General features: G+C 44.4%; 13 protein-coding genes and 1 tRNA gene. 8 read left to right on the forward strand and 6 right to left on the reverse strand.

Going from position 1 to position 17,516, the window contains the following annotated elements:
* Nucleotides 1-35: 35 nt before the first annotated feature.
* Nucleotides 36-908, reverse strand: a complete 873-nt coding sequence (locus tag R7Z41_RS21280) for a TraB/GumN family protein (protein ID WP_206971056.1) — start codon at nucleotides 906-908, stop codon at nucleotides 36-38.
* Between the two features lie 493 nt (nucleotides 909-1,401).
* Between R7Z41_RS21280 and R7Z41_RS21285 the strand changes: the two genes are divergently transcribed.
* The gene (locus R7Z41_RS21285; protein WP_225478086.1) at nucleotides 1,402-4,053 is read left to right on the forward strand and encodes a beta-N-acetylhexosaminidase; all 2,652 of its coding nucleotides are present in this window, start codon (nucleotides 1,402-1,404) and stop codon (nucleotides 4,051-4,053) included.
* A 438-nt stretch (nucleotides 4,054-4,491) separates the two neighbouring features.
* On the forward strand, nucleotides 4,492-5,184 hold the full coding sequence (locus R7Z41_RS21290) for an oligogalacturonate-specific porin KdgM family protein (protein ID WP_206971054.1): 693 nt from the start codon (nucleotides 4,492-4,494) through the stop codon (nucleotides 5,182-5,184).
* A gap of 65 nt (nucleotides 5,185-5,249) precedes the next feature.
* Here the strand turns inward: R7Z41_RS21290 and R7Z41_RS21295 are convergent, their stop codons facing one another.
* Entirely contained in the window at nucleotides 5,250-5,699 is a 450-nt protein-coding gene (locus R7Z41_RS21295; RefSeq protein ID WP_047102912.1) for a DUF411 domain-containing protein, read from the reverse strand.
* Nucleotides 5,700-5,720: 21 nt separating this feature from the next.
* Nucleotides 5,721-8,417, reverse strand: coding sequence for a heavy metal translocating P-type ATPase (locus tag R7Z41_RS21300; protein ID WP_206971053.1), 2,697 nt, complete (start codon nucleotides 8,415-8,417; stop codon nucleotides 5,721-5,723).
* Nucleotides 8,418-8,895: 478 nt separating this feature from the next.
* On the opposite strand from R7Z41_RS21300, the gene chiP reads away from it, so the two are divergent.
* The 4 genes from chiP to R7Z41_RS21320 all read left to right on the forward strand — a co-directional run bounded on the left by chiP (nucleotide 8,896) and on the right by R7Z41_RS21320 (nucleotide 13,945).
* Nucleotides 8,896-10,017, forward strand: coding sequence for a chitoporin (gene chiP / locus R7Z41_RS21305; RefSeq protein ID WP_017819978.1), 1,122 nt, complete (start codon nucleotides 8,896-8,898; stop codon nucleotides 10,015-10,017).
* 123 nt (nucleotides 10,018-10,140) lie between these two features.
* On the forward strand, nucleotides 10,141-10,737 hold the full coding sequence (locus tag R7Z41_RS21310; protein WP_005382008.1) for a DUF2057 domain-containing protein: 597 nt from the start codon (nucleotides 10,141-10,143) through the stop codon (nucleotides 10,735-10,737).
* Nucleotides 10,738-10,914: 177 nt separating this feature from the next.
* A complete protein-coding gene (gltX, locus tag R7Z41_RS21315) occupies nucleotides 10,915-12,342 on the forward strand; it encodes a glutamate--tRNA ligase (protein ID WP_005384075.1) in 1,428 nt (475 codons plus the stop codon).
* Between the two features lie 640 nt (nucleotides 12,343-12,982).
* On the forward strand, nucleotides 12,983-13,945 hold the full coding sequence (locus R7Z41_RS21320) for an OmpA family protein (protein WP_005382010.1): 963 nt from the start codon (nucleotides 12,983-12,985) through the stop codon (nucleotides 13,943-13,945).
* A gap of 115 nt (nucleotides 13,946-14,060) precedes the next feature.
* Here the strand turns inward: R7Z41_RS21320 and R7Z41_RS21325 are convergent, their stop codons facing one another.
* The 3 genes from R7Z41_RS21325 to R7Z41_RS21335 all read right to left on the reverse strand — a co-directional run bounded on the left by R7Z41_RS21325 (nucleotide 14,061) and on the right by R7Z41_RS21335 (nucleotide 16,232).
* On the reverse strand, nucleotides 14,061-14,567 hold the full coding sequence (locus R7Z41_RS21325; protein WP_005382011.1) for a hypothetical protein: 507 nt from the start codon (nucleotides 14,565-14,567) through the stop codon (nucleotides 14,061-14,063).
* Nucleotides 14,568-14,846: 279 nt separating this feature from the next.
* Nucleotides 14,847-14,923 (reverse strand) — tRNA-Arg (locus R7Z41_RS21330).
* A 175-nt stretch (nucleotides 14,924-15,098) separates the two neighbouring features.
* Nucleotides 15,099-16,232: a flagellar assembly protein FlgT gene (locus R7Z41_RS21335; RefSeq protein WP_005382012.1), complete on the reverse strand. Its 1,134-nt coding sequence runs from the start codon at nucleotides 16,230-16,232 to the stop codon at nucleotides 15,099-15,101.
* 169 nt (nucleotides 16,233-16,401) lie between these two features.
* Between R7Z41_RS21335 and R7Z41_RS21340 the strand changes: the two genes are divergently transcribed.
* The gene (locus tag R7Z41_RS21340; RefSeq protein WP_005382013.1) at nucleotides 16,402-17,040 is read left to right on the forward strand and encodes a FlgO family outer membrane protein; all 639 of its coding nucleotides are present in this window, start codon (nucleotides 16,402-16,404) and stop codon (nucleotides 17,038-17,040) included.
* A gap of 9 nt (nucleotides 17,041-17,049) precedes the next feature.
* On the forward strand, nucleotides 17,050-17,481 hold the full coding sequence (flgP, locus tag R7Z41_RS21345) for a flagellar assembly lipoprotein FlgP (protein WP_005382014.1): 432 nt from the start codon (nucleotides 17,050-17,052) through the stop codon (nucleotides 17,479-17,481).
* The last annotated feature ends 35 nt before the right edge of the window (nucleotides 17,482-17,516 follow it).

A 17,516-nucleotide genomic window follows, 5' to 3' on the forward strand; every position in this document is an offset into this window, starting at 1 on the left:
ATAATTGTATTTAAATGGCATTTTTCAAACAATCACTAGATATCACAATTTGCTTGGCGCGTCTTACCCAGTGGTTTGATGTTAAATCCCCGATTTTTAAGCAGTTCAATCAGGTTATCTTTACCTACTAAATGCAAGCCACCAACAACAACGGTGTAACGACCCGATTGCTGAGGTAGAACACTGCCAGTGTCGAGTTTTTTAGCCCAATCTCGATTACGCTCGTATAAAAAGGCTTGGTTAAACTCTTCTGTTGTATGATCGGTCAAAGAGGCTTCGACCAACATGCTACCATCACCACTCTTCCAACTCTCTATCAAGCATTGAACCAACTCTTCTCCGCCATCATATTCTTCAATTGATGAGAGAAGTATCTCTTTACCGCCTTCTGATTGACCTGCGATTAAATCGATTTGGAATTGCACGGACTCCAGTGGAATGACCGGGATTTGCTTTTTATCAGCGAGTCCTATTAAGTGCATGTCGACCCCTTTATCAGAGACATACCCCAGTTTGTTGACTAAAGAGAGTTGGATGGTGAATGCGGCCATCCAAGGTGGGGAATTTAGGAGTTGAGTTTCTGGCAAACCTAAATCTTGGGCAATTTCAATTAAGTGGCGACGTTGAGCTCTGTCTAAAACATCTTTAGAAAGAATGGTTGTTTGTGGGTAAACCAAGCCTTCAGAATTCCTGACGTCTGCTTCAATAATCAACCCTGCGCTTTGGCTTAAATGCTGGATGACCGTTCTAGGGAGTGGGTACATCGTTTTATCCCCCACATGTACCGAGCCAATAATCATAAGTTCGGTTTCCCCTTTTTTCGCTAACCAATGCTGTGGCTCTGCATAAGAGGAAAAAGGAGTCAAAGTAACAAGTAGAGATGATATGAGCGTCAAGAGACGAAACATAGAATGGTCCTCAGATAAGATACCTTAAACTTTATACGCAAAATAGCGTGAGGTTAAGTGCAATTTCTCCAGTGGTGTATTCGACAAAATCGTCATTTCTAAAAATATTGACGAGTTTTGACGACGAATAAATGAGAGTCACTTCACGAAAGGTAAATGGGTAATTCGCTTACTAATGGTTCACAAAATAATTAGGCGTGATCCAAATCTTACAAAATCAGTCGTAACTCATGAATATAAGTGACCTAGATCGCAGCAAACTCGTCAAAACAAGTTGTTCGATTTTGACGTGTATTGTAACTCCATGAAAATTAGGTTTTTATTGTTTTTGCTGAGTGTCATTTTTTGAGCTGGATCACTTCCTATTTCTATTTATTTTACGCTTAGAAATAACAGGTTGTATGTTGAATGTAACGGTTAGGTACCTCGCATTTGAGGGGCCGAGATTTTTATCATTGTCGTTTTGAACCACTGACTTTTTTGGGGAAGTAAGATGTTTAAACCTAGTCTGATTGCTATTTCTGTTATCACTACATTAGCAGGTTGCTCTGCGCTGCAAAGCTCTGAACAACAAGTTGTAAATTCGTTGGCTAATAATCTTGATATTCAATACCAAGTGTTGACTAACCACGGTGCAAACGAAGGTCTTGCTTGTCAGGACTTAGGGGCTGAGTGGGCGTCTTGTAACAAGGTAAACATGACGTTGGTTAACCAAGGAGAAGCGGTTGACTCAAAAGATTGGGCTATTTACTTCCACAGCATTCGTCTGATTCTGGATGTTGAAAACGAACAGTTCAAAATCTCTCGCGTAACGGGTGACCTACACAAACTAGAACCGACAGATAAGTTTGATGGTTTTGCTGCGGGTGAAGAGGTTGTGCTTCCTCTTGTTGCTGAATACTGGCAGCTATTTGAAACTGACTTCATGCCAGGCGCGTTCGTTGCTGCACCAAATGCAGAGCCTAAGATGATTGCTTCTCTTAACACAGAAGACGTTGCATCTTTCGTGACTGGCCTTGAGGGGAACAACCTAAAACGTACGCCAGATGACAACAACGTATTTGCAAACGCTGTGTCTCGTTTCGAGAAGAACGAAGACCTAGTAAAACAAGACGTATCAACCACGTTACTACCAACGCCACTGTCTGTTGAAGCAGGTAAAGGTACCGTAGATATCGCGGCGGGTATCGCGCTGCCTAAAGACGCATTCGATGCGACTCAATACGCAGCAATTCAAGATCGTGCAGAAGTGGTAGGTGTGGATGTTCGTGGTGATCTTCCTGTAAGCATCACTGTTGTTCCTGCAGACTTCACCGGTGAATTAGCAAAATCTGGTGCTTACGAAATGAGCATCAAAGGCGACAGTATTGTGATTAAAGCGTTCGACCAAGCAGGTGCTTTCTACGCAGTACAATCTATCTTTGGCCTGGTAGATAGCCAAAATGCTGATTCTCTACCACAACTGTCTATTAAAGATGCGCCGCGTTTTGATTACCGTGGTGTGATGGTGGACGTGGCTCGTAACTTCCACTCTAAGGACGCAATCCTTGCAACGCTTGACCAAATGGCAGCGTACAAGATGAACAAACTACACCTTCACCTAACGGATGATGAAGGCTGGCGTTTAGAAATCCCGGGTCTGCCTGAGCTGACTGAAGTGGGTGCTAACCGTTGTTTCGATTTGGAAGAGAAAAGCTGTTTACTGCCTCAGCTTGGCTCAGGTGCAACGACAGACAACTTTGGTTCTGGCTTCTTCAGCAAAGCAGACTACGTGGACATCTTGAAGTACGCGAAAGCGCGTAACATCGAAGTGATCCCTGAAATTGATATGCCAGCGCACGCTCGTGCAGCAGTGGTATCAATGGAAGCACGTTACGACCGTCTAATGGAAGAAGGTAAAGAAGCAGAAGCGAACGAGTACCGCCTGATGGATCCTCAAGATACATCGAACGTAACGACGGTTCAGTTCTACAACAAGCAAAGCTTCATCAACCCATGTATGGAATCTTCAACTCGCTTTGTTGATAAAGTGATTTCAGAAGTAGCAGCAATGCACCAAGAAGCGGGTACGCCGCTAACAACATGGCACTTTGGTGGTGACGAAGCGAAAAACATCAAGCTAGGCGCTGGTTTCCAAGATGTGAACGCTGAAGACAAAGTAAGCTGGAAAGGTACGATTGACCTGTCTAAACAAGACAAGCCATTCGCACAATCTCCACAATGTCAGACGCTAATTGCAGACGGTACGGTAAGCGACTTTGCTCATCTACCAAGCCACTTTGCAGAAGAAGTGTCTAAGATTGTGGCAGAGAAGGGCATTCCAAACTTCCAAGCTTGGCAAGATGGTCTTAAATACAGTGAAGGTGAAAAAGCGTTCGCAACAGAAAACACACGTGTTAACTTCTGGGATGTTCTTTACTGGGGTGGCACATCATCCGTGTACGAGTGGTCTAAGAAAGGTTACGACGTGATCGTTTCTAATCCAGACTACGTGTACATGGACATGCCATACGAAGTTGACCCGAAAGAGCGTGGTTACTACTGGGCAACACGTGCAACAGATACTCGTAAGATGTTTGGCTTTGCACCAGAGAACATGCCTCAGAACGCAGAAACCTCTGTAGACCGTGATGGCAATGGCTTCACTGGTAAAGGTGAAATCGAAGCGAAACCTTTCTACGGTCTATCAGCACAGCTTTGGTCTGAGACAGTACGTAACGACGAGCAATACGAGTACATGGTATTCCCTCGCGTACTAGCAGCCGCTGAGCGTGCATGGCACCGTGCTGGTTGGGAAAACGACTACAAAGTGGGTGTTGAATACTCGCAAAACTCTAACCTAGTAGACAAAGCTGCGCTAAACCAAGACTACAACCGCTTTGCGAACGTACTTGGTCAACGTGAACTGGCTAAGCTAGAGAAATCAGGTATCGACTACCGTCTACCTGTACCAGGCGCGAAAGTTGAAGAGGGTAAACTGGCAATGAACGTTCAGTTCCCGGGTGTGAAGCTTCAATACTCTCTAGACGGCAAGAACTGGCTAACTTACGCAGATAATGCTCGTCCAAATGTGAAAGGTGAAATGTTTATCCGTTCTGTGTCAGCAACCGGTGAGAAAGCAAGTCGAGTGACCAGCGTGAAATAACTCGATTCTTGTAAGTTAATTTTTTGGCAAAGCCTCAACATCATGTTGGGGCTTTCTTTATTTTTTGAGGAAATTAAGCGTGATCGATGTCTAATTATTTTTCATTGATAAATAAGTTTTTGGTTGTAATGGTCAAGGTTATTGTGAACTGGATCGACTTAATCTGCTAAATATCAATAAACAACCTGTTTATGATCACACTTCTATTTTTTGAATAATTTTATAAAAATACGATAAGTGCCTGTATTTCCCATGTTTTTATCAGGGTTGTTGAGCTCGGTTTGAACAAGATCACTTTTTAAAATGTTTTATTTTCCATCGCGAATTAATTAAAACAATATTGCGAACGCCAAGGAGGCACATTCCAAAGTTTGCGATAAAAGGGAAGAGATGCCCTCTAAAACTATCGCATAACGTGAATAAATAAAGGCAGTAATTATGAAAAACATTTTTGCACTGAGTGCTCTTTCTCTCGCTTTCGCTTCTAACGCTTTTGCTGGTTCTTCTTACGTAACAGGTAATGTTCAATTCCACGATGATGGTCGAATTCATGGTTCGGACGTTACGTCTACACTGGAAGCTGGTCATACTTTTGATAACCAATTCGGCGGCTTTACGGTTTACACCGAATTTGATGGTATTCAGTTGGGTAAACTGGAAACAGAAAACGGTGGCGCAGGTAACACAACACCAGCAATCACTGTGGGTGGTGAGCAGTCATTTAATATTACCGATCATTTATGGGTTGCCGCGGGTTACCAACACCTGTTCTCTGCTGGCGAGAACGTACAGTACCGTCCATTGGTTAAGATCGGTTACAACTTCGATAACGGCATCTCCTTAAGTAACCGTACTCGTGCGCACATTGATGCGACAGGCGCAGATGCGGATACAGATTACCGCATGGACAACCGCATCGGTTACGTGATGAATGAGGATGTGACGCTAAGCTACAACAACGTCTACATGATTGAAGCGGAAACCATGGACCACGAGCTTCGTGCAACGTGGACTCGTAAAGGTGTTCAACCTTACTTTGAGTTCCGTAGTCAAGCACACGGTGCAGAAAACGCGAGTGGTGACAGCCTAGTGAATAACGCTTTTGTATTTGGTGCCTCTTACGGCTTCTAATTTTATATTTGTCTTAACTGTCCATTAAGAAAAAGCCCAACGGTTTATCTCGCTGGGCTTTGTTTTTATTGGTCGTTGCCTTCGTGGTGGCTATATTCGAACACTTGGCCTTTTTCGTTAAAGGCGTAAACGGTGTAGCTGTCTTTTTTGTCGCCATATTCCATACCAGGGGAGCCCATTGGCATGCCCGGTACTGATAGGCCTTTTGCGTTACGTGGTGGATTTTTCAAAAACGCTTTAATGTCTTCGGCTGGAATGTGACCTTCGAACAGATAGCCGTTGATCTCTGCCGTGTGGCAAGAGTAAAGCTGTTCGTTCTTGATGCCTAGCTCGCGTTTGATGGCGTTCATGTCATCGTGCAATTTTTCTTCGACCGTAAAGCCGTTCTCTTCCATGTGTTTTGTCCATTCTCCACAACAGCCACAGTATGGCGATTTGTGGTTAATGACATCGGCTGCCAATACGTTGGCGGACACGGTCGCAAGCATTGCAAAGGTCAATAGTTTCAACTTCATAATACCCTCAAAAAGAAGTGGTTACTTTACTGAAAACAGTCGTAGTCGATTTGCATTACTAACGACAGTAATTGAAGACAGTGCCATTGCCGCTCCTGCGACAACAGGACTGAGCAAAAATCCAAACGCTGGGTAAAGCACACCTGCGGCAACTGGAATACCCAACGAGTTGTAAACAAAGGCACCAAATAGGTTTTGCTTCATGTTCTTAAGTGTAGCGCGAGAGAGTTCAATCGCATGTACTACCGCCATTGGTGACGTGTTCAGGATGGTCATTTGCGAACTTTCAATGGCGACATCACTGCCGCTACCCATGGCAATACCAAGGTTGGCTAAGGCGAGAGCAGGGGCGTCGTTAATGCCATCCCCCACCATTGCCACGACATGTCCTTGAGATTGAAGTTGCTCAATGTGCTGAGCTTTCTCATCTGGCATTACTTGGGCAATCACTTCATCAATACCAAGTTCTTGGCCGATAGCATTGGCAACGTGTTGGTTATCGCCCGTCAGCATTACCGTTTTGATGCCTTGCGATTTTAACGCAGAGAGCGCTTGTTTCGCATCTGATTTGAGCGGGTCGGCAATGGCGATCAGACCGATCAGTTCGCCGTTCAATGCCACAGCTACCGGAGTCCACGCATTTTTTGCGCATTCATCGATGGCAGATTTTAGTGCGCTAGTCTCGACGTTCTCTGCTTGCATAAATTGAAGCGAACCAATGAGCAGCGGTTTATCTTGATACGTCGCCAAAATGCCGCGTCCGCGAACGTTCTCAAACTTGTCTAATGAGACGTCTTTTGCGTCGTGTCGTTTGGCGTAATCACATACCGCTTTTGCCAGTGGGTGCTCAGACTGACGCTCTGCCGCATACGCTAAAGCCAATAGATCTTCTTGGCTGGTGGCGTGAGTAAACACTTGCTGAACGCTAGGTTTACCTTGGGTAAGCGTGCCAGTTTTGTCGAACACAACCGTGTCGACTTTGCTTGCCAATTGCAGGGCGTCGGCGTCTTTGATCAGAATGCCGAGCTCTGCGGCTTTACCCACTCCCACCGTGACAGAAAGTGGGGTTGCTAAGCCTAGGGCGCAAGGGCAGGCGATGATCAGGACGGTTGTGGTGACCACCAGCATATAACTCGCTTTTGGCTCTGGGCCAACGGCAAACCAAACGAGCGCGGCCAGTATTGCTATACCAACAACGACAGGGACAAACACCGATGAAATCTGGTCTGCCAGTTTCGCGATGGCTGGCTTACTGCTTTGCGCTGTGCGCACCATGCGGATGATACGAGCCAGCATGGTATTTGCGCCAATGCCCGTTGCCTCAATGATTAAGGCTCCATCTGTGTTCAAAGTACCTGCGGAGACTTGAGCCTCTTGCGCTTTTAATACAGGTACAGGTTCGCCTGTGAGCATAGATTCATCAATGTACGATTCACCTTGAATCACAACGCCATCAACAGGCACTTTCTCGCCTGGTTTGATACGCAGTTTCATGCCTAACGTGATTTGCTCAACCGCGATTTGTTGGTCGCCTTGTTCCGTAATTACCGTAGCTTGCTGAGGTTGCAGGTTAATCAACGCTTGCAATGAGCGTGTTGTGTTTGCTTTGGCTTTTGCTTCTATATAGTGACCAAGAGAAATTAAGCCGATGATCATTGCACTCGCTTCAAAGTACACGTGGCGTGAAGCAAGAGGGAACCAGTCTGGGAAAATCACCACAAGCATCGAATAGAACCACGCTGCGCCAGTACCGAGCGCGACTAACGTGTCCATGGTGGCGCGCTTGTGAGTAGCTGCTAACCAAGCGTTACTGAAGAAGTGTTTACCTGCTGTGGCAAGAAGGAGTAAACATACGATACCGATCGCGCCCCAAGCTAATTGGTCGTTGGTGTTGCGAATCATCATATTGCCGCCAGCAACGCCCCAAATCATTAAAGGGGCTCCGACGACAAGGCCAGCAATAGCATCCAGTTTAAAGCGTTTTTGTTGCTGACGTTGTTGCTGTGCTTGCTTTTCTTGCTGGGTTGCGGCGTCTTGTAGGATCTCTGCTTGGTAACCGGCTTGTTTTACCGATTCAACAATTGCGTTAAGGAGGTCATCAGAGTCTTGGCTTGCGAATACTAGTGCGCTTTGTTCTGCGAGGTTGACCTGTGCTTTCTCAACGCCTTCTACGTTAGTAAGTGCTTTCTCTACTGAAGATACGCAACTCGCACACGTCATGCCTTGAATCAGCATTTGCAATTGAATACTCGCTGGTGGCACCTGCGTATCTTTAATATTGCTTTGCTTTTCTACCTGTTCGGTCTCTGGTGAGCTTTCGTTCTCTACTTCAACAGAATCAAGGTTGGCGGTATAGCCGAGTGTTGCTATTAAGTCGATCACTTGTTGCTCGGAGAGGAGGGTACGAATCTCTAAGTGCGTTGTTGAAGCCTCAAAAGAAATAACGTCTTGATTAGATTCTAATAAAGATGAAAGTTTTTTGACGCAACCGCCACAGCTTAAGCCTGAAAGGTTTAGCTCGTAGTGATTTCCTGCTTGGTAACCAAGAGATTCAATCGACGAGACGAGCTCTTTAAGAGAAGACTCGGTTTTGACCTCTACTTGCGTCGGGGACAAATTGAGGATCTCCACATCGTGATTCGCATGTAAAGCATTCTCAACTTTTCTCGCACAGCCCATGCAGTTGAGCCCTGATAAAGGTATAACTAACTGATACATAATCTGCACCTCAATAATAGTGATGCTATGAGCTTAAACCTTCCTGCAAGGGTAAGGTCAATACCCATTTGCTACTCACAACAATTTCGTCAAAATCTCTCGAATCCCACAAGTGCACGGTCATTTTACTTGCGAGTGATCTCAAGGTTTTTTCTCTTTGAATATAAAGTTCCGTTAAAACACCTAAAAGATGAATGAAGTCGCTCACGTTTTTTAGATGCTCTCAATGTCAGTTCAGTGTCAAAACGTACTTTTAACGTTTTTTATTTTTTATATTTGATGTTAACTAATTGTTTTTTATTGATTTATTTTATTTTTGGTCTTCTCATTTTGAAGTCGCTCAGATTGCTGTAGGGAAAGTTTTTTAGTGCGAAAAAAGTTTGTCATATTTGCCCCGTCCAAACACTGTTTCAAGTTCCTGCCATGTCCTAGTTAGTGAATTTGAAAATGGAAAAAACTAAAAATATAGGGGTTTATAATGTCTTACCTAAAGAAAAGCCTACTTGCCACGGCAATTACCGGCATGATGTTCAGTGGTGTTGCATTTGCTGATGGTGCAAACAGTGACGCAGCAAAAGAGTTTCTAACCAAAGATTCATTTTCTTATGAAGTTTACGGGATCATCGCGATGCAGGCCGCGTACCGCGATTACGATTCTGGCAGCAAAGCAACGGACGATGACTTGGGTGGCATGCAGCTAAACAACGAATCTCGTATCGGTTTCCGTGGTAAGAAACAATTTGCTAACTTCGACCCTACTTTTATTTGGCAAATCGAAGGCGGTTATGTAGACCCTAGCTTTGGTGGCGAGGGCGCAGGTCTTGGTGAACGTGACACATTCGTCGGTTTTGAAAGTGCATCTTGGGGGCAAATTCGCCTGGGTCGCGTTTTGACACCTATGTACGAATTGGTTGACTGGCCAGCATCTAACCCTGGCCTGGGCGATGTATACGACTGGGGTGGTGCTATTGGTGGCGCCAAGTACCAAGACCGTCAATCAAACACTATCCGCTGGGACTCTCCAATGTTTGCTGACAAATTCTCCCTAGATATCGCAGCTGGTGCAGGTGATAAAGCAGGTCTAGGTGAAGGGGATGACTACTGGGGTGGTATCGCTGCACACTACAAAATTGGTCCTATCCAGTTAGATGCGGCATATGAAGGTAACCGTAATATCAAGATGGAAAGCCAAACATGGGAAAACAACACGTACTTGGTAGGGGCACAAGGCTGGTTTGATAACGGAATCTCTTTCTTCGCGCAATACAAATACATGGAGGCGGACGCAAGCAATGGTGTGAGTGAAAAGCAAGATGCAATGTCTGCCGCTATCATGTACACCACGGGTGATTGGCAATACAAACTGGCTTACGCCGCTAACTTTGATCTAGAGCGTGATGGTAAGAAAATTAACGATACAGCGGATGATGTGTTATCAGCACAAGTTATGTATTTCGTAGACCCATCGGCAGTGCTGTACGTACGTGCTCGTACTCTAGACTTTGGCGACGGTGCGTCTCAATTAGATAAACCAACAGAAGCACGTTGGAAGTCTGCTGACTACGACGAGTTCTCTGTAGGTGTTGAATACTACTTCTAACTAAAGAAGCAGCTAAAAGGGCGGAAACGCCCTTTTTATCTTGATACTTATTCAAATAAGCCTTTGAAATGACTGGCCTGTAAATTTTAGAGGCTTATCTAAATTGGTATAAAGTGAGAAACCATGATGAAAAAAACAACGACACTTCTCGGACTTTGCGCAATGCTTTCGGCGCCAGCTTTTGCTGCTCAACTCACTCTGCAATCTGAATTAGTTCCTCGCGTTCTCAACGGCGAGTTCGTCTACCCTGAGTGGATATCCAAGAACAACAGCATCGAGTTAAAGGATGGGGAAAACCAATTGGCGGTAACGGTTGGACAAATCGTATTTGAAGATGGAAAGCGCCGTAAATTCGATTCGCAGCCGCTGGTATTAGAGTTTGATGCAGAAAAAGACACCGAGCTTTCTCTGACTTATCAAACATTCCGTACTATTGAAGAGGCGAGAGCCTTCGAACTCGATCCTAAAGTGGTATTGAAAGACAAAAACGGAAAAGAAGTGGCATTCTCTATGGTTCAACTTCGTAAAGGTGGTTTGCAAGGTTTTCGTGATTACGAACGAGAAGTTGCCGACTATAATAACGCAATGAATAAAGAATCGACTAAGGCAAGCATTGCGTCTTCTCCAGCGGAAACCAAAACAATCAAAGCATCGTTTAATGAATTGAGCCGTGAAGAGCAGCAAGAATTTATGCAATGGGCAATGCGTAACCTGAAGTAATTTCGTCTCGTGCTTTAACAGTAAATAGCAGGGCTGTGCCTTTTTGGTTCTGCCCCGTTTTTATTTCTGTTGTCAAACCGATTGTAGAATTGACTTACGGTGGTAAAATGTCGCCACTTTTATCCTTGACATTACAACGAGAGATCTCTCGTTGCTCATTACCCCTAAGGAACTCAAATGACGGTTAAAACTCGTTTTGCTCCTAGCCCAACTGGCTATCTACACGTTGGTGGTGCGCGTACTGCACTTTACTCTTGGCTATACGCTAAAAACCAAGGTGGTGAATTCGTTCTACGTATCGAAGATACAGACCTTGAGCGTAACTCTCAGGAAGCGGTTGATGCAATTCTTGAAGGCATGGAATGGCTAGGCTTGGAGTGGGATGAAGGTCCTTACTACCAAACTCAACGTTTTGACCGTTACAACGAAATGGTTGATAAGCTTCTTGCTGAAGACAAAGCTTACAAATGTTACGCGTCTAAAGAGCTGCTAGATGAAATCCGTGCAGAGCAAGAAGCAAATAAAGAAATGCCTCGCTACGATGCTAACCATCCAAAAATCAAAGCAGCAAACGAAGCGGCAAAAGATGGCGATCCATGTGTTATCCGTTTCCGTAACCCGAAAGAAGGCAGCGTAGTATTTGATGATCAAATCCGTGGTCGCATTGAAATCCGCAACGATCAAATGGATGACCTAATCATTCGTCGTACTGACGGTTCACCTACTTACAACTTCTGTGTAGTAGTGGATGACTGGGACATGGGTATCACTCACGTTGTTCGTGGCGAAGACCACATCAACAACACGCCTCGTCAAATCAACATCTACGAAGCACTAGGTGCGCCAGTACCAACATTTGCACACTGTGCAATGATCCTGGGTGATGACGGCGCGAAACTGTCTAAACGTCACGGCGCTGTATCAGTCATGCAATACCGCGATATGGGTTACCTGCCTGCGGCACTAAACAACTACCTAGTGCGCCTTGGTTGGTCTCATGGTGACCAAGAAATCTTCTCTCAAGAAGAGATGATCAATCTATTTAGCCTAAACGCAGTATCTAAGTCAGCGTCTGCTTTTAACACTGACAAACTGCAATGGTTGAACAACCACTACATCAAGAACTCAGATCCTGCGTACGTTGCTGAGCATCTACAATGGCATCTAGATCAACAAAAACTAGACGTAACGAATGGTCCTGCTATCACTGACGTGATCAAGCTAGTGGGTGAGCGTTGCAACACGCTAGTTGAGCTAGCTGAGCAAATCCGTTACTTCTATGAAGATTTCTCTGAGTTTGAAGCGGGCGCAGCGAAGAAACATCTACGTGGCGTGGCTAAAGAGCCTCTAGAACTTGCATTAGCGAAAGTGGAAGCACTAACTGAGTGGACGACAGCGAACATCAAAGATGGCGTTATCGCAGCAGTATGTGAAGAGTTGGAAATCGGCATGGGCAAAATCGGTATGCCATTACGTGTTGCTGTAACAGGCGGCGGACAGTCTCCTTCTGTCGATGCAGTAATGGAGCTGGTTGGAAAAGAGCGTTGTATTGCTCGCATTAAGATGGCGCTTGAGTTCATTGCTGAGCGTGAAGCAAACGCATAATTGCTTTGAACTGAACGTTCTTTTGAATAAATAGTCACAAAGCCGCGGTGAGCAACCGCGGCTTTTTTGTATCTTCAATTTAGATAACGAGAAACTTTCTCTCATATTGGTGAATGAAGAGATGGTTTCACCTGTAATTTACCTCAATATGGATAAGATTTTTTAATCCAAATATCGTTGGCATGAATAAAAAATGAGCGATTACATATCAAATATCTGATTGATTTTTATCCATGTTCCTTAAAGTTCCATTTTATTTGTCTCATTTTTAAGAAAAATCTTTGCTTTAGCTATGTTGTTCCAAAAATTAAAGCAAACGTTTGCGTCGTGGTTGCGTGGGGATTTTTTTGCTTAAGATCACATGTTGTCGAGATTTTTGATGACAATAAATTGACAGAATTGGGATTTTTCTCGCGATTTCTTAGCGTTATAGTTCATCCCGTCAGCGATACCGAGATGGCGATATGTATCTCTGAACAGGAAATGTACGTAAGTTGCTTCCATAAAAAAAATGCATGTGCATAAAAAGAAGCTGACTAAGTATCTCACTCAAGGAATGAATAAAAAGAATTGAAATACAACGTCAGTCAGACGGCGCATTTCGGCATCTAACAAAAGAACTTCTTTAGAGGAATCAATAATGAAAAAATTAGCAGCGGTAATTTCAGCGTCTCTACTTATGGCTTCAGCAGCACAAGCAGAAGTATACGTTGGTGGTAAGATGGGTAAGTCATGGATGGAAGACGCGTGTGTAGCGGGCCAGGCTTGTGACAAAGACGATTCTACTCTTGGCGCTTTTGTTGGTTACGAAATGAATAAATACTTCGCAGTAGAAGCGGGTTTCGACAACATCGGTGATTTTAACCAAACTTCTTTCGGTGGCCACGTAGAAGCAATCACTCTTGCTCCTAAATTTAGCCTACCAATCACTGAAGACATCGCACTTTACGGTAAAGTGGGTGGCGCTTACGTAATGTTTGATGGCAAAGATGATTACTCTTACCTAGGCGCGGCTGGTCTTGAATTCAACCTAAGCCAAAACGTAACAGCTCGTGCGGAATACCAAACACTGACTGACATCAGCAACGATGTAACTCGTGCGACAGGTAACACTGCAACACTAGGTGTTTCTTTCAAATTCGGCGGCAACGATGAGCCAGTAATCGTAGAAGAGCCAGTTGTTGTAGAAGAAGTGGTTGTAGAAGAAGTGGTAGAAGAGCCAGTTGTAGTTACGAAAACATTCGAAACTCAAACAATTGGTACAGGTAGCTTCGATCTAAACAGCACAACTCTAAAACCAGAGAGCGCTGCAAAACTTGATAACCTAGTTGCTTTCCTAAACGAGCACCCACAAGCGAACGTTGAAGTTGTAGGTTACACAGATACGTCTGGTCCAGCAGCTTACAACCTAAAAGTTTCTGAAAAACGTGCTGAGTCTGTTGCTAACGCACTCGTTGAAAAAGGTATTGATTCATCACGTATCCAAGCTCGTGGCGAAGGTGAAAACAACCCAATCGCTTCAAACGACACTCGTGAAGGTCGTCAACAAAACCGTCGCGTAGAAGTCGTTGTTCCAGAATTTGAATACCAAGTTCAGCAATAAGCTCCTATTCGACCGTAGTATAGAAGACTGAAGCTGAAAGCCCCAAAGAGTTCGCTCTTTGGGGCTTTTTATTTCTCTTCAAAAAACTGACTGAAATGTTCAAAGTGGCCAGGTATTACTTAAGATCAATGCTGTTTAAACGCCCCATAAATGTCAGGATCTCCAAGTTATCTTTATGTGCTTCTAACAACGCTTTTTTGGTTTGCATGTAGGCGGCAAGTTTGCCGTACTTACTAATAGAGCGAACCACCGTTTTATATTTATACTCACCGTCATCATTGAACTCTCGCCACTTGGCGATGTAACACGTATCTCGGTTGTCAGGGTTTTCAAGAGTAGGGTTAGGCTTGTGAACGATTTTAGGCTCAACGCTATGTGGAAGCCTAGTCATTAGGTAAGGGTCTTTCAAAAGACGTCGCCAGAATTTGCCCCACATTTGCCGGCCTAACTCGTTTCTCAGCTTAATGGCTTTTTGTAAGCCTTTCTTTTCTCCAATACGAACAAATCCTACCGAGCGGTGTAGTACCGTATCCTCGGGGGTATGGATATGTATCTTAAAGGCTGTCTTGCCTTTAGAAATAAAGCGGTGTCCAGTGTTAGTTATTAAATTGCTCTTAGACATAGTGCTAACTAATAATTTTATTAATAGCTAAAAGGGTAAGCAAAACTCATAGATAATTAAAGTAATAAAATACAAAACTGTAAATAGGGCTTGTTGAAATGATTTCAAGGGGAAGAAGTCAGATCAGTAGAAGGGTTTATCCCGTAACCGAAACACCCGATCCGATCATATTGATTACTGGGAAGATTATCTAACACGATGTACTAGGGGGAGCAGTGCGAGGCTTGAAATTGAAGATACAAAAAAGCCTTAGCTCAAGTGGGAGCTAAGGCTATGATATGGCGCCCCCAGTAGGATTCGAACCTACGACCTGTCCCTTAGGAGGGGACTGCGCTATCCAGCTGTGCCATGGGGGCGTAATACCAATAGTTGCAGTTCATTGCACTGTTTTACTGAGTTCAAATCTAGCAATCTACCAGATCTGTATCAGCATCACGTTGAACGATTCGCTACGGTCATTGGTATAATCAAATAAGATGCGCTGCCTATGATATTCAAAAGTGAGCATATCTCAAGACTTAATGTTTGCTTTTATAGGATCTTGTTCATTACGTCGCCAATTTGAACGCTAGACGCTAAATTTGGCTGATCAATCGTCAGTTCCGCTTCGTGTTCGTATATGCGTGATACCGTTAATGTAATTTCGCTTTGCGAGACTTTGTTTCTTGGCAATCCATTTTGGTCGATAAACGACGCGGTGTGCCAAAGCTGTAATTTGTCTCCCTCTTTTACGCCGTGCATACGGCCGAGATCCATCGTTACGGTATTACCGAAGACTGCCACAACCTCTGGCAGTGTAATTTTGCAAGATAGCTCCGACTCCAGATCCAACATAATATTGCGACTAACGCGAAGCATCATCTCGCCATAGGTCGATGCCCAAAAACGTGCACTACGAGTGTCCACTTGACTCGTCTTAGCAAATGGCCAACGCGCGACCTCACGGTAGGCTTTGTTGAAGATTTCATGGCCAGTTTTACCATCAAATACTTTCATTTCTAACGCAAACTGACGATTGATGATGTCATCTTGCAATAGTTGAGATTCGACCGTTGCAGTGAGATCGGTTATGACCCCTCCAATGATGTATTGTGCGCCATTGTCTTGTGCGATCATTTGAGTGCGAGCAGGATAGTTGCTGCTTATTGAGTAGTCCGTTGTACCAACAGACACAAAGCTGCGTGAGGTTTGATCAAGTTGACGGTTCACTACGTGGCTAAAATCGTCACCAACTTGATAAATTTGTCCCATCACTGCTTGTTGTGGTGATGCGACCTCAATATTGCCGACCAGCATTGTCTTTTTGTATTGATCGGTGTGGCAACCCGTTGCCGATGGATAAATATCAACGCGGATTTTTACCTCGACTTTACCGCGACGTTTGCGTTCAGACTCGACCAAAATGTAACGGACTTCATGATTGGTAAACTGGTATTCGTTGCGGCTTTCTTCTAATAGCGGCATCAAGTTGCTAATACTGCCAATATCTGCGCCCGAAAAATTGACGGCTTTGAACAGCGCGTCTTCCAACGCATGGAGCCTTGCCGTCTCTTCTGAAGAAACGATGGTGGCAACGCCTGTGACTTCATACCAAGATGCCATGACCTTAAAAGGCACAAGCATCACTAAAGTGATTGAAAACAGACTGTTTAATATTTTTTTCATTGGTTACAACCGTTCGGGTATAAATATTGCTTTAACAAATTCAGTGAAGTTTGGTGGGTTTTTCTTCGTTAGGCAAACAAAGAAAAGCAAAGACTGTTCCAATATTCACTTTCTTGGAAAGGAATTAATAAAGAACGGTATCACCTAAGATTATCTGGAGAATCAAACCATGAAAAAGTGGCTTGTCGCCGCATCGATGATGACGCTTCTGACATCGTGCGCGTACTCACCGATTTACAATGGTAAAGAACCGTACTCGGGAAGCCAGTTCATGCTGATGGATAGTCCGCGTCATACGATGGACTTTTTCATTGAGAGCATGACAGAAGACCTGATGGTTTCTAATGTGGCAGTATCAGCGCGGACACCGATTGCGATTACCTCGTTTGTTGATCTACAAAATATGGATGCAACAAACTGGTTAGGTAACTCGGTCTCTGAAGGTTTTATCCATCAGTTTCAGCGCCGAGGGTTTAAAGTGGTTGATTTCAAAACTACGGGCTCTATTCAAGTGACGCAGCAGGGCGATTTTGCTTTAAGTCGTGATTGGCAAGATTTAGCTCAAGAGCAGCAAATTCAGTATGTACTGACCGGAACAATGCTGCGCCAAGAGGGCGGAGTGCTTGTCAATGCACGCGTGGTTGGCATGCAAAGCCGTGTAGTTGTAGCGACAGCGCAAGGTTTCCTTCCGGCTGACCGTATTGGGCGTGACTTAGATACGTTAAATAGCATCCGCACACAAGATGGTGTGTTGATTCGCTCAGACCCAACCATTCGTCAGCCGTACACTGTGATTCTGCGTCCATAGGATAGAAGCATGAAGAAGTTATTATTTATTGTTGCCACACTGATATTGGTGGGGTGTCAGCCATTACAACAGATGCGTCAAGATGAAATCTTAGTGGCAGTGGGTTACGCCAGTGTCAGTGAGCAAACAGGCCGCACAGTAGAAGAAAAGCGTGTACGAGCGATGCGTGCATCAAAAATTGATGCTTATCGTGAGCTAGCAGAGCAAGTTTATGGCATGCGTGTTAGTGGACGTGCAGAGCTGCAAGACCAACGTTTGGGTATTGAAAGCACCACTGGTGCCGTCGATGGTGTAATTCGTGGTGCAGAAGTTGTGCGTAGTTATCTTGTTGAAGACAGTTATGTGACTGAGCTGCGTCTGGATATCCGTAAAATGGATAAGCTACGTGATTACGGAGAAGTTCAACAGGTGCCTGAGAAGCGTCAACAAACCTTGTTCTAATGCCCTAAGCGCATTACTTCAGAAGACCAGATAAT

The sequence above is a fragment of the Vibrio sp. 1457 genome (assembly GCF_033340195.1).
GTDB classification, from domain to species: domain Bacteria; phylum Pseudomonadota; class Gammaproteobacteria; order Enterobacterales; family Vibrionaceae; genus Vibrio; species Vibrio alginolyticus.

Bases quoted from the DNA above. Each gene is read 5' to 3' on its own strand.
- R7Z41_RS21280 (WP_206971056.1), bottom strand. From the start codon at position 908: ATGTTTCGTCTCTTGACGCTCATATCATCTCTACTTGTTACTTTGACT.
- R7Z41_RS21285 (WP_225478086.1), top strand. From the start codon at position 1,402: ATGTTTAAACCTAGTCTGATTGCTATTTCTGTTATCACTACATTAGCA.
- R7Z41_RS21290 (WP_206971054.1), top strand. From the start codon at position 4,492: ATGAAAAACATTTTTGCACTGAGTGCTCTTTCTCTCGCTTTCGCTTCT.
- R7Z41_RS21295 (WP_047102912.1), bottom strand. From the start codon at position 5,699: ATGAAGTTGAAACTATTGACCTTTGCAATGCTTGCGACCGTGTCCGCC.
- R7Z41_RS21300 (WP_206971053.1), bottom strand. From the start codon at position 8,417: ATGTATCAGTTAGTTATACCTTTATCAGGGCTCAACTGCATGGGCTGT.
- chiP (WP_017819978.1), top strand. From the start codon at position 8,896: ATGTCTTACCTAAAGAAAAGCCTACTTGCCACGGCAATTACCGGCATG.
- R7Z41_RS21310 (WP_005382008.1), top strand. From the start codon at position 10,141: ATGATGAAAAAAACAACGACACTTCTCGGACTTTGCGCAATGCTTTCG.
- gltX (WP_005384075.1), top strand. From the start codon at position 10,915: ATGACGGTTAAAACTCGTTTTGCTCCTAGCCCAACTGGCTATCTACAC.
- R7Z41_RS21320 (WP_005382010.1), top strand. From the start codon at position 12,983: ATGAAAAAATTAGCAGCGGTAATTTCAGCGTCTCTACTTATGGCTTCA.
- R7Z41_RS21325 (WP_005382011.1), bottom strand. From the start codon at position 14,567: ATGTCTAAGAGCAATTTAATAACTAACACTGGACACCGCTTTATTTCT.
- R7Z41_RS21335 (WP_005382012.1), bottom strand. From the start codon at position 16,232: ATGAAAAAAATATTAAACAGTCTGTTTTCAATCACTTTAGTGATGCTT.
- R7Z41_RS21340 (WP_005382013.1), top strand. From the start codon at position 16,402: ATGAAAAAGTGGCTTGTCGCCGCATCGATGATGACGCTTCTGACATCG.
- flgP (WP_005382014.1), top strand. From the start codon at position 17,050: ATGAAGAAGTTATTATTTATTGTTGCCACACTGATATTGGTGGGGTGT.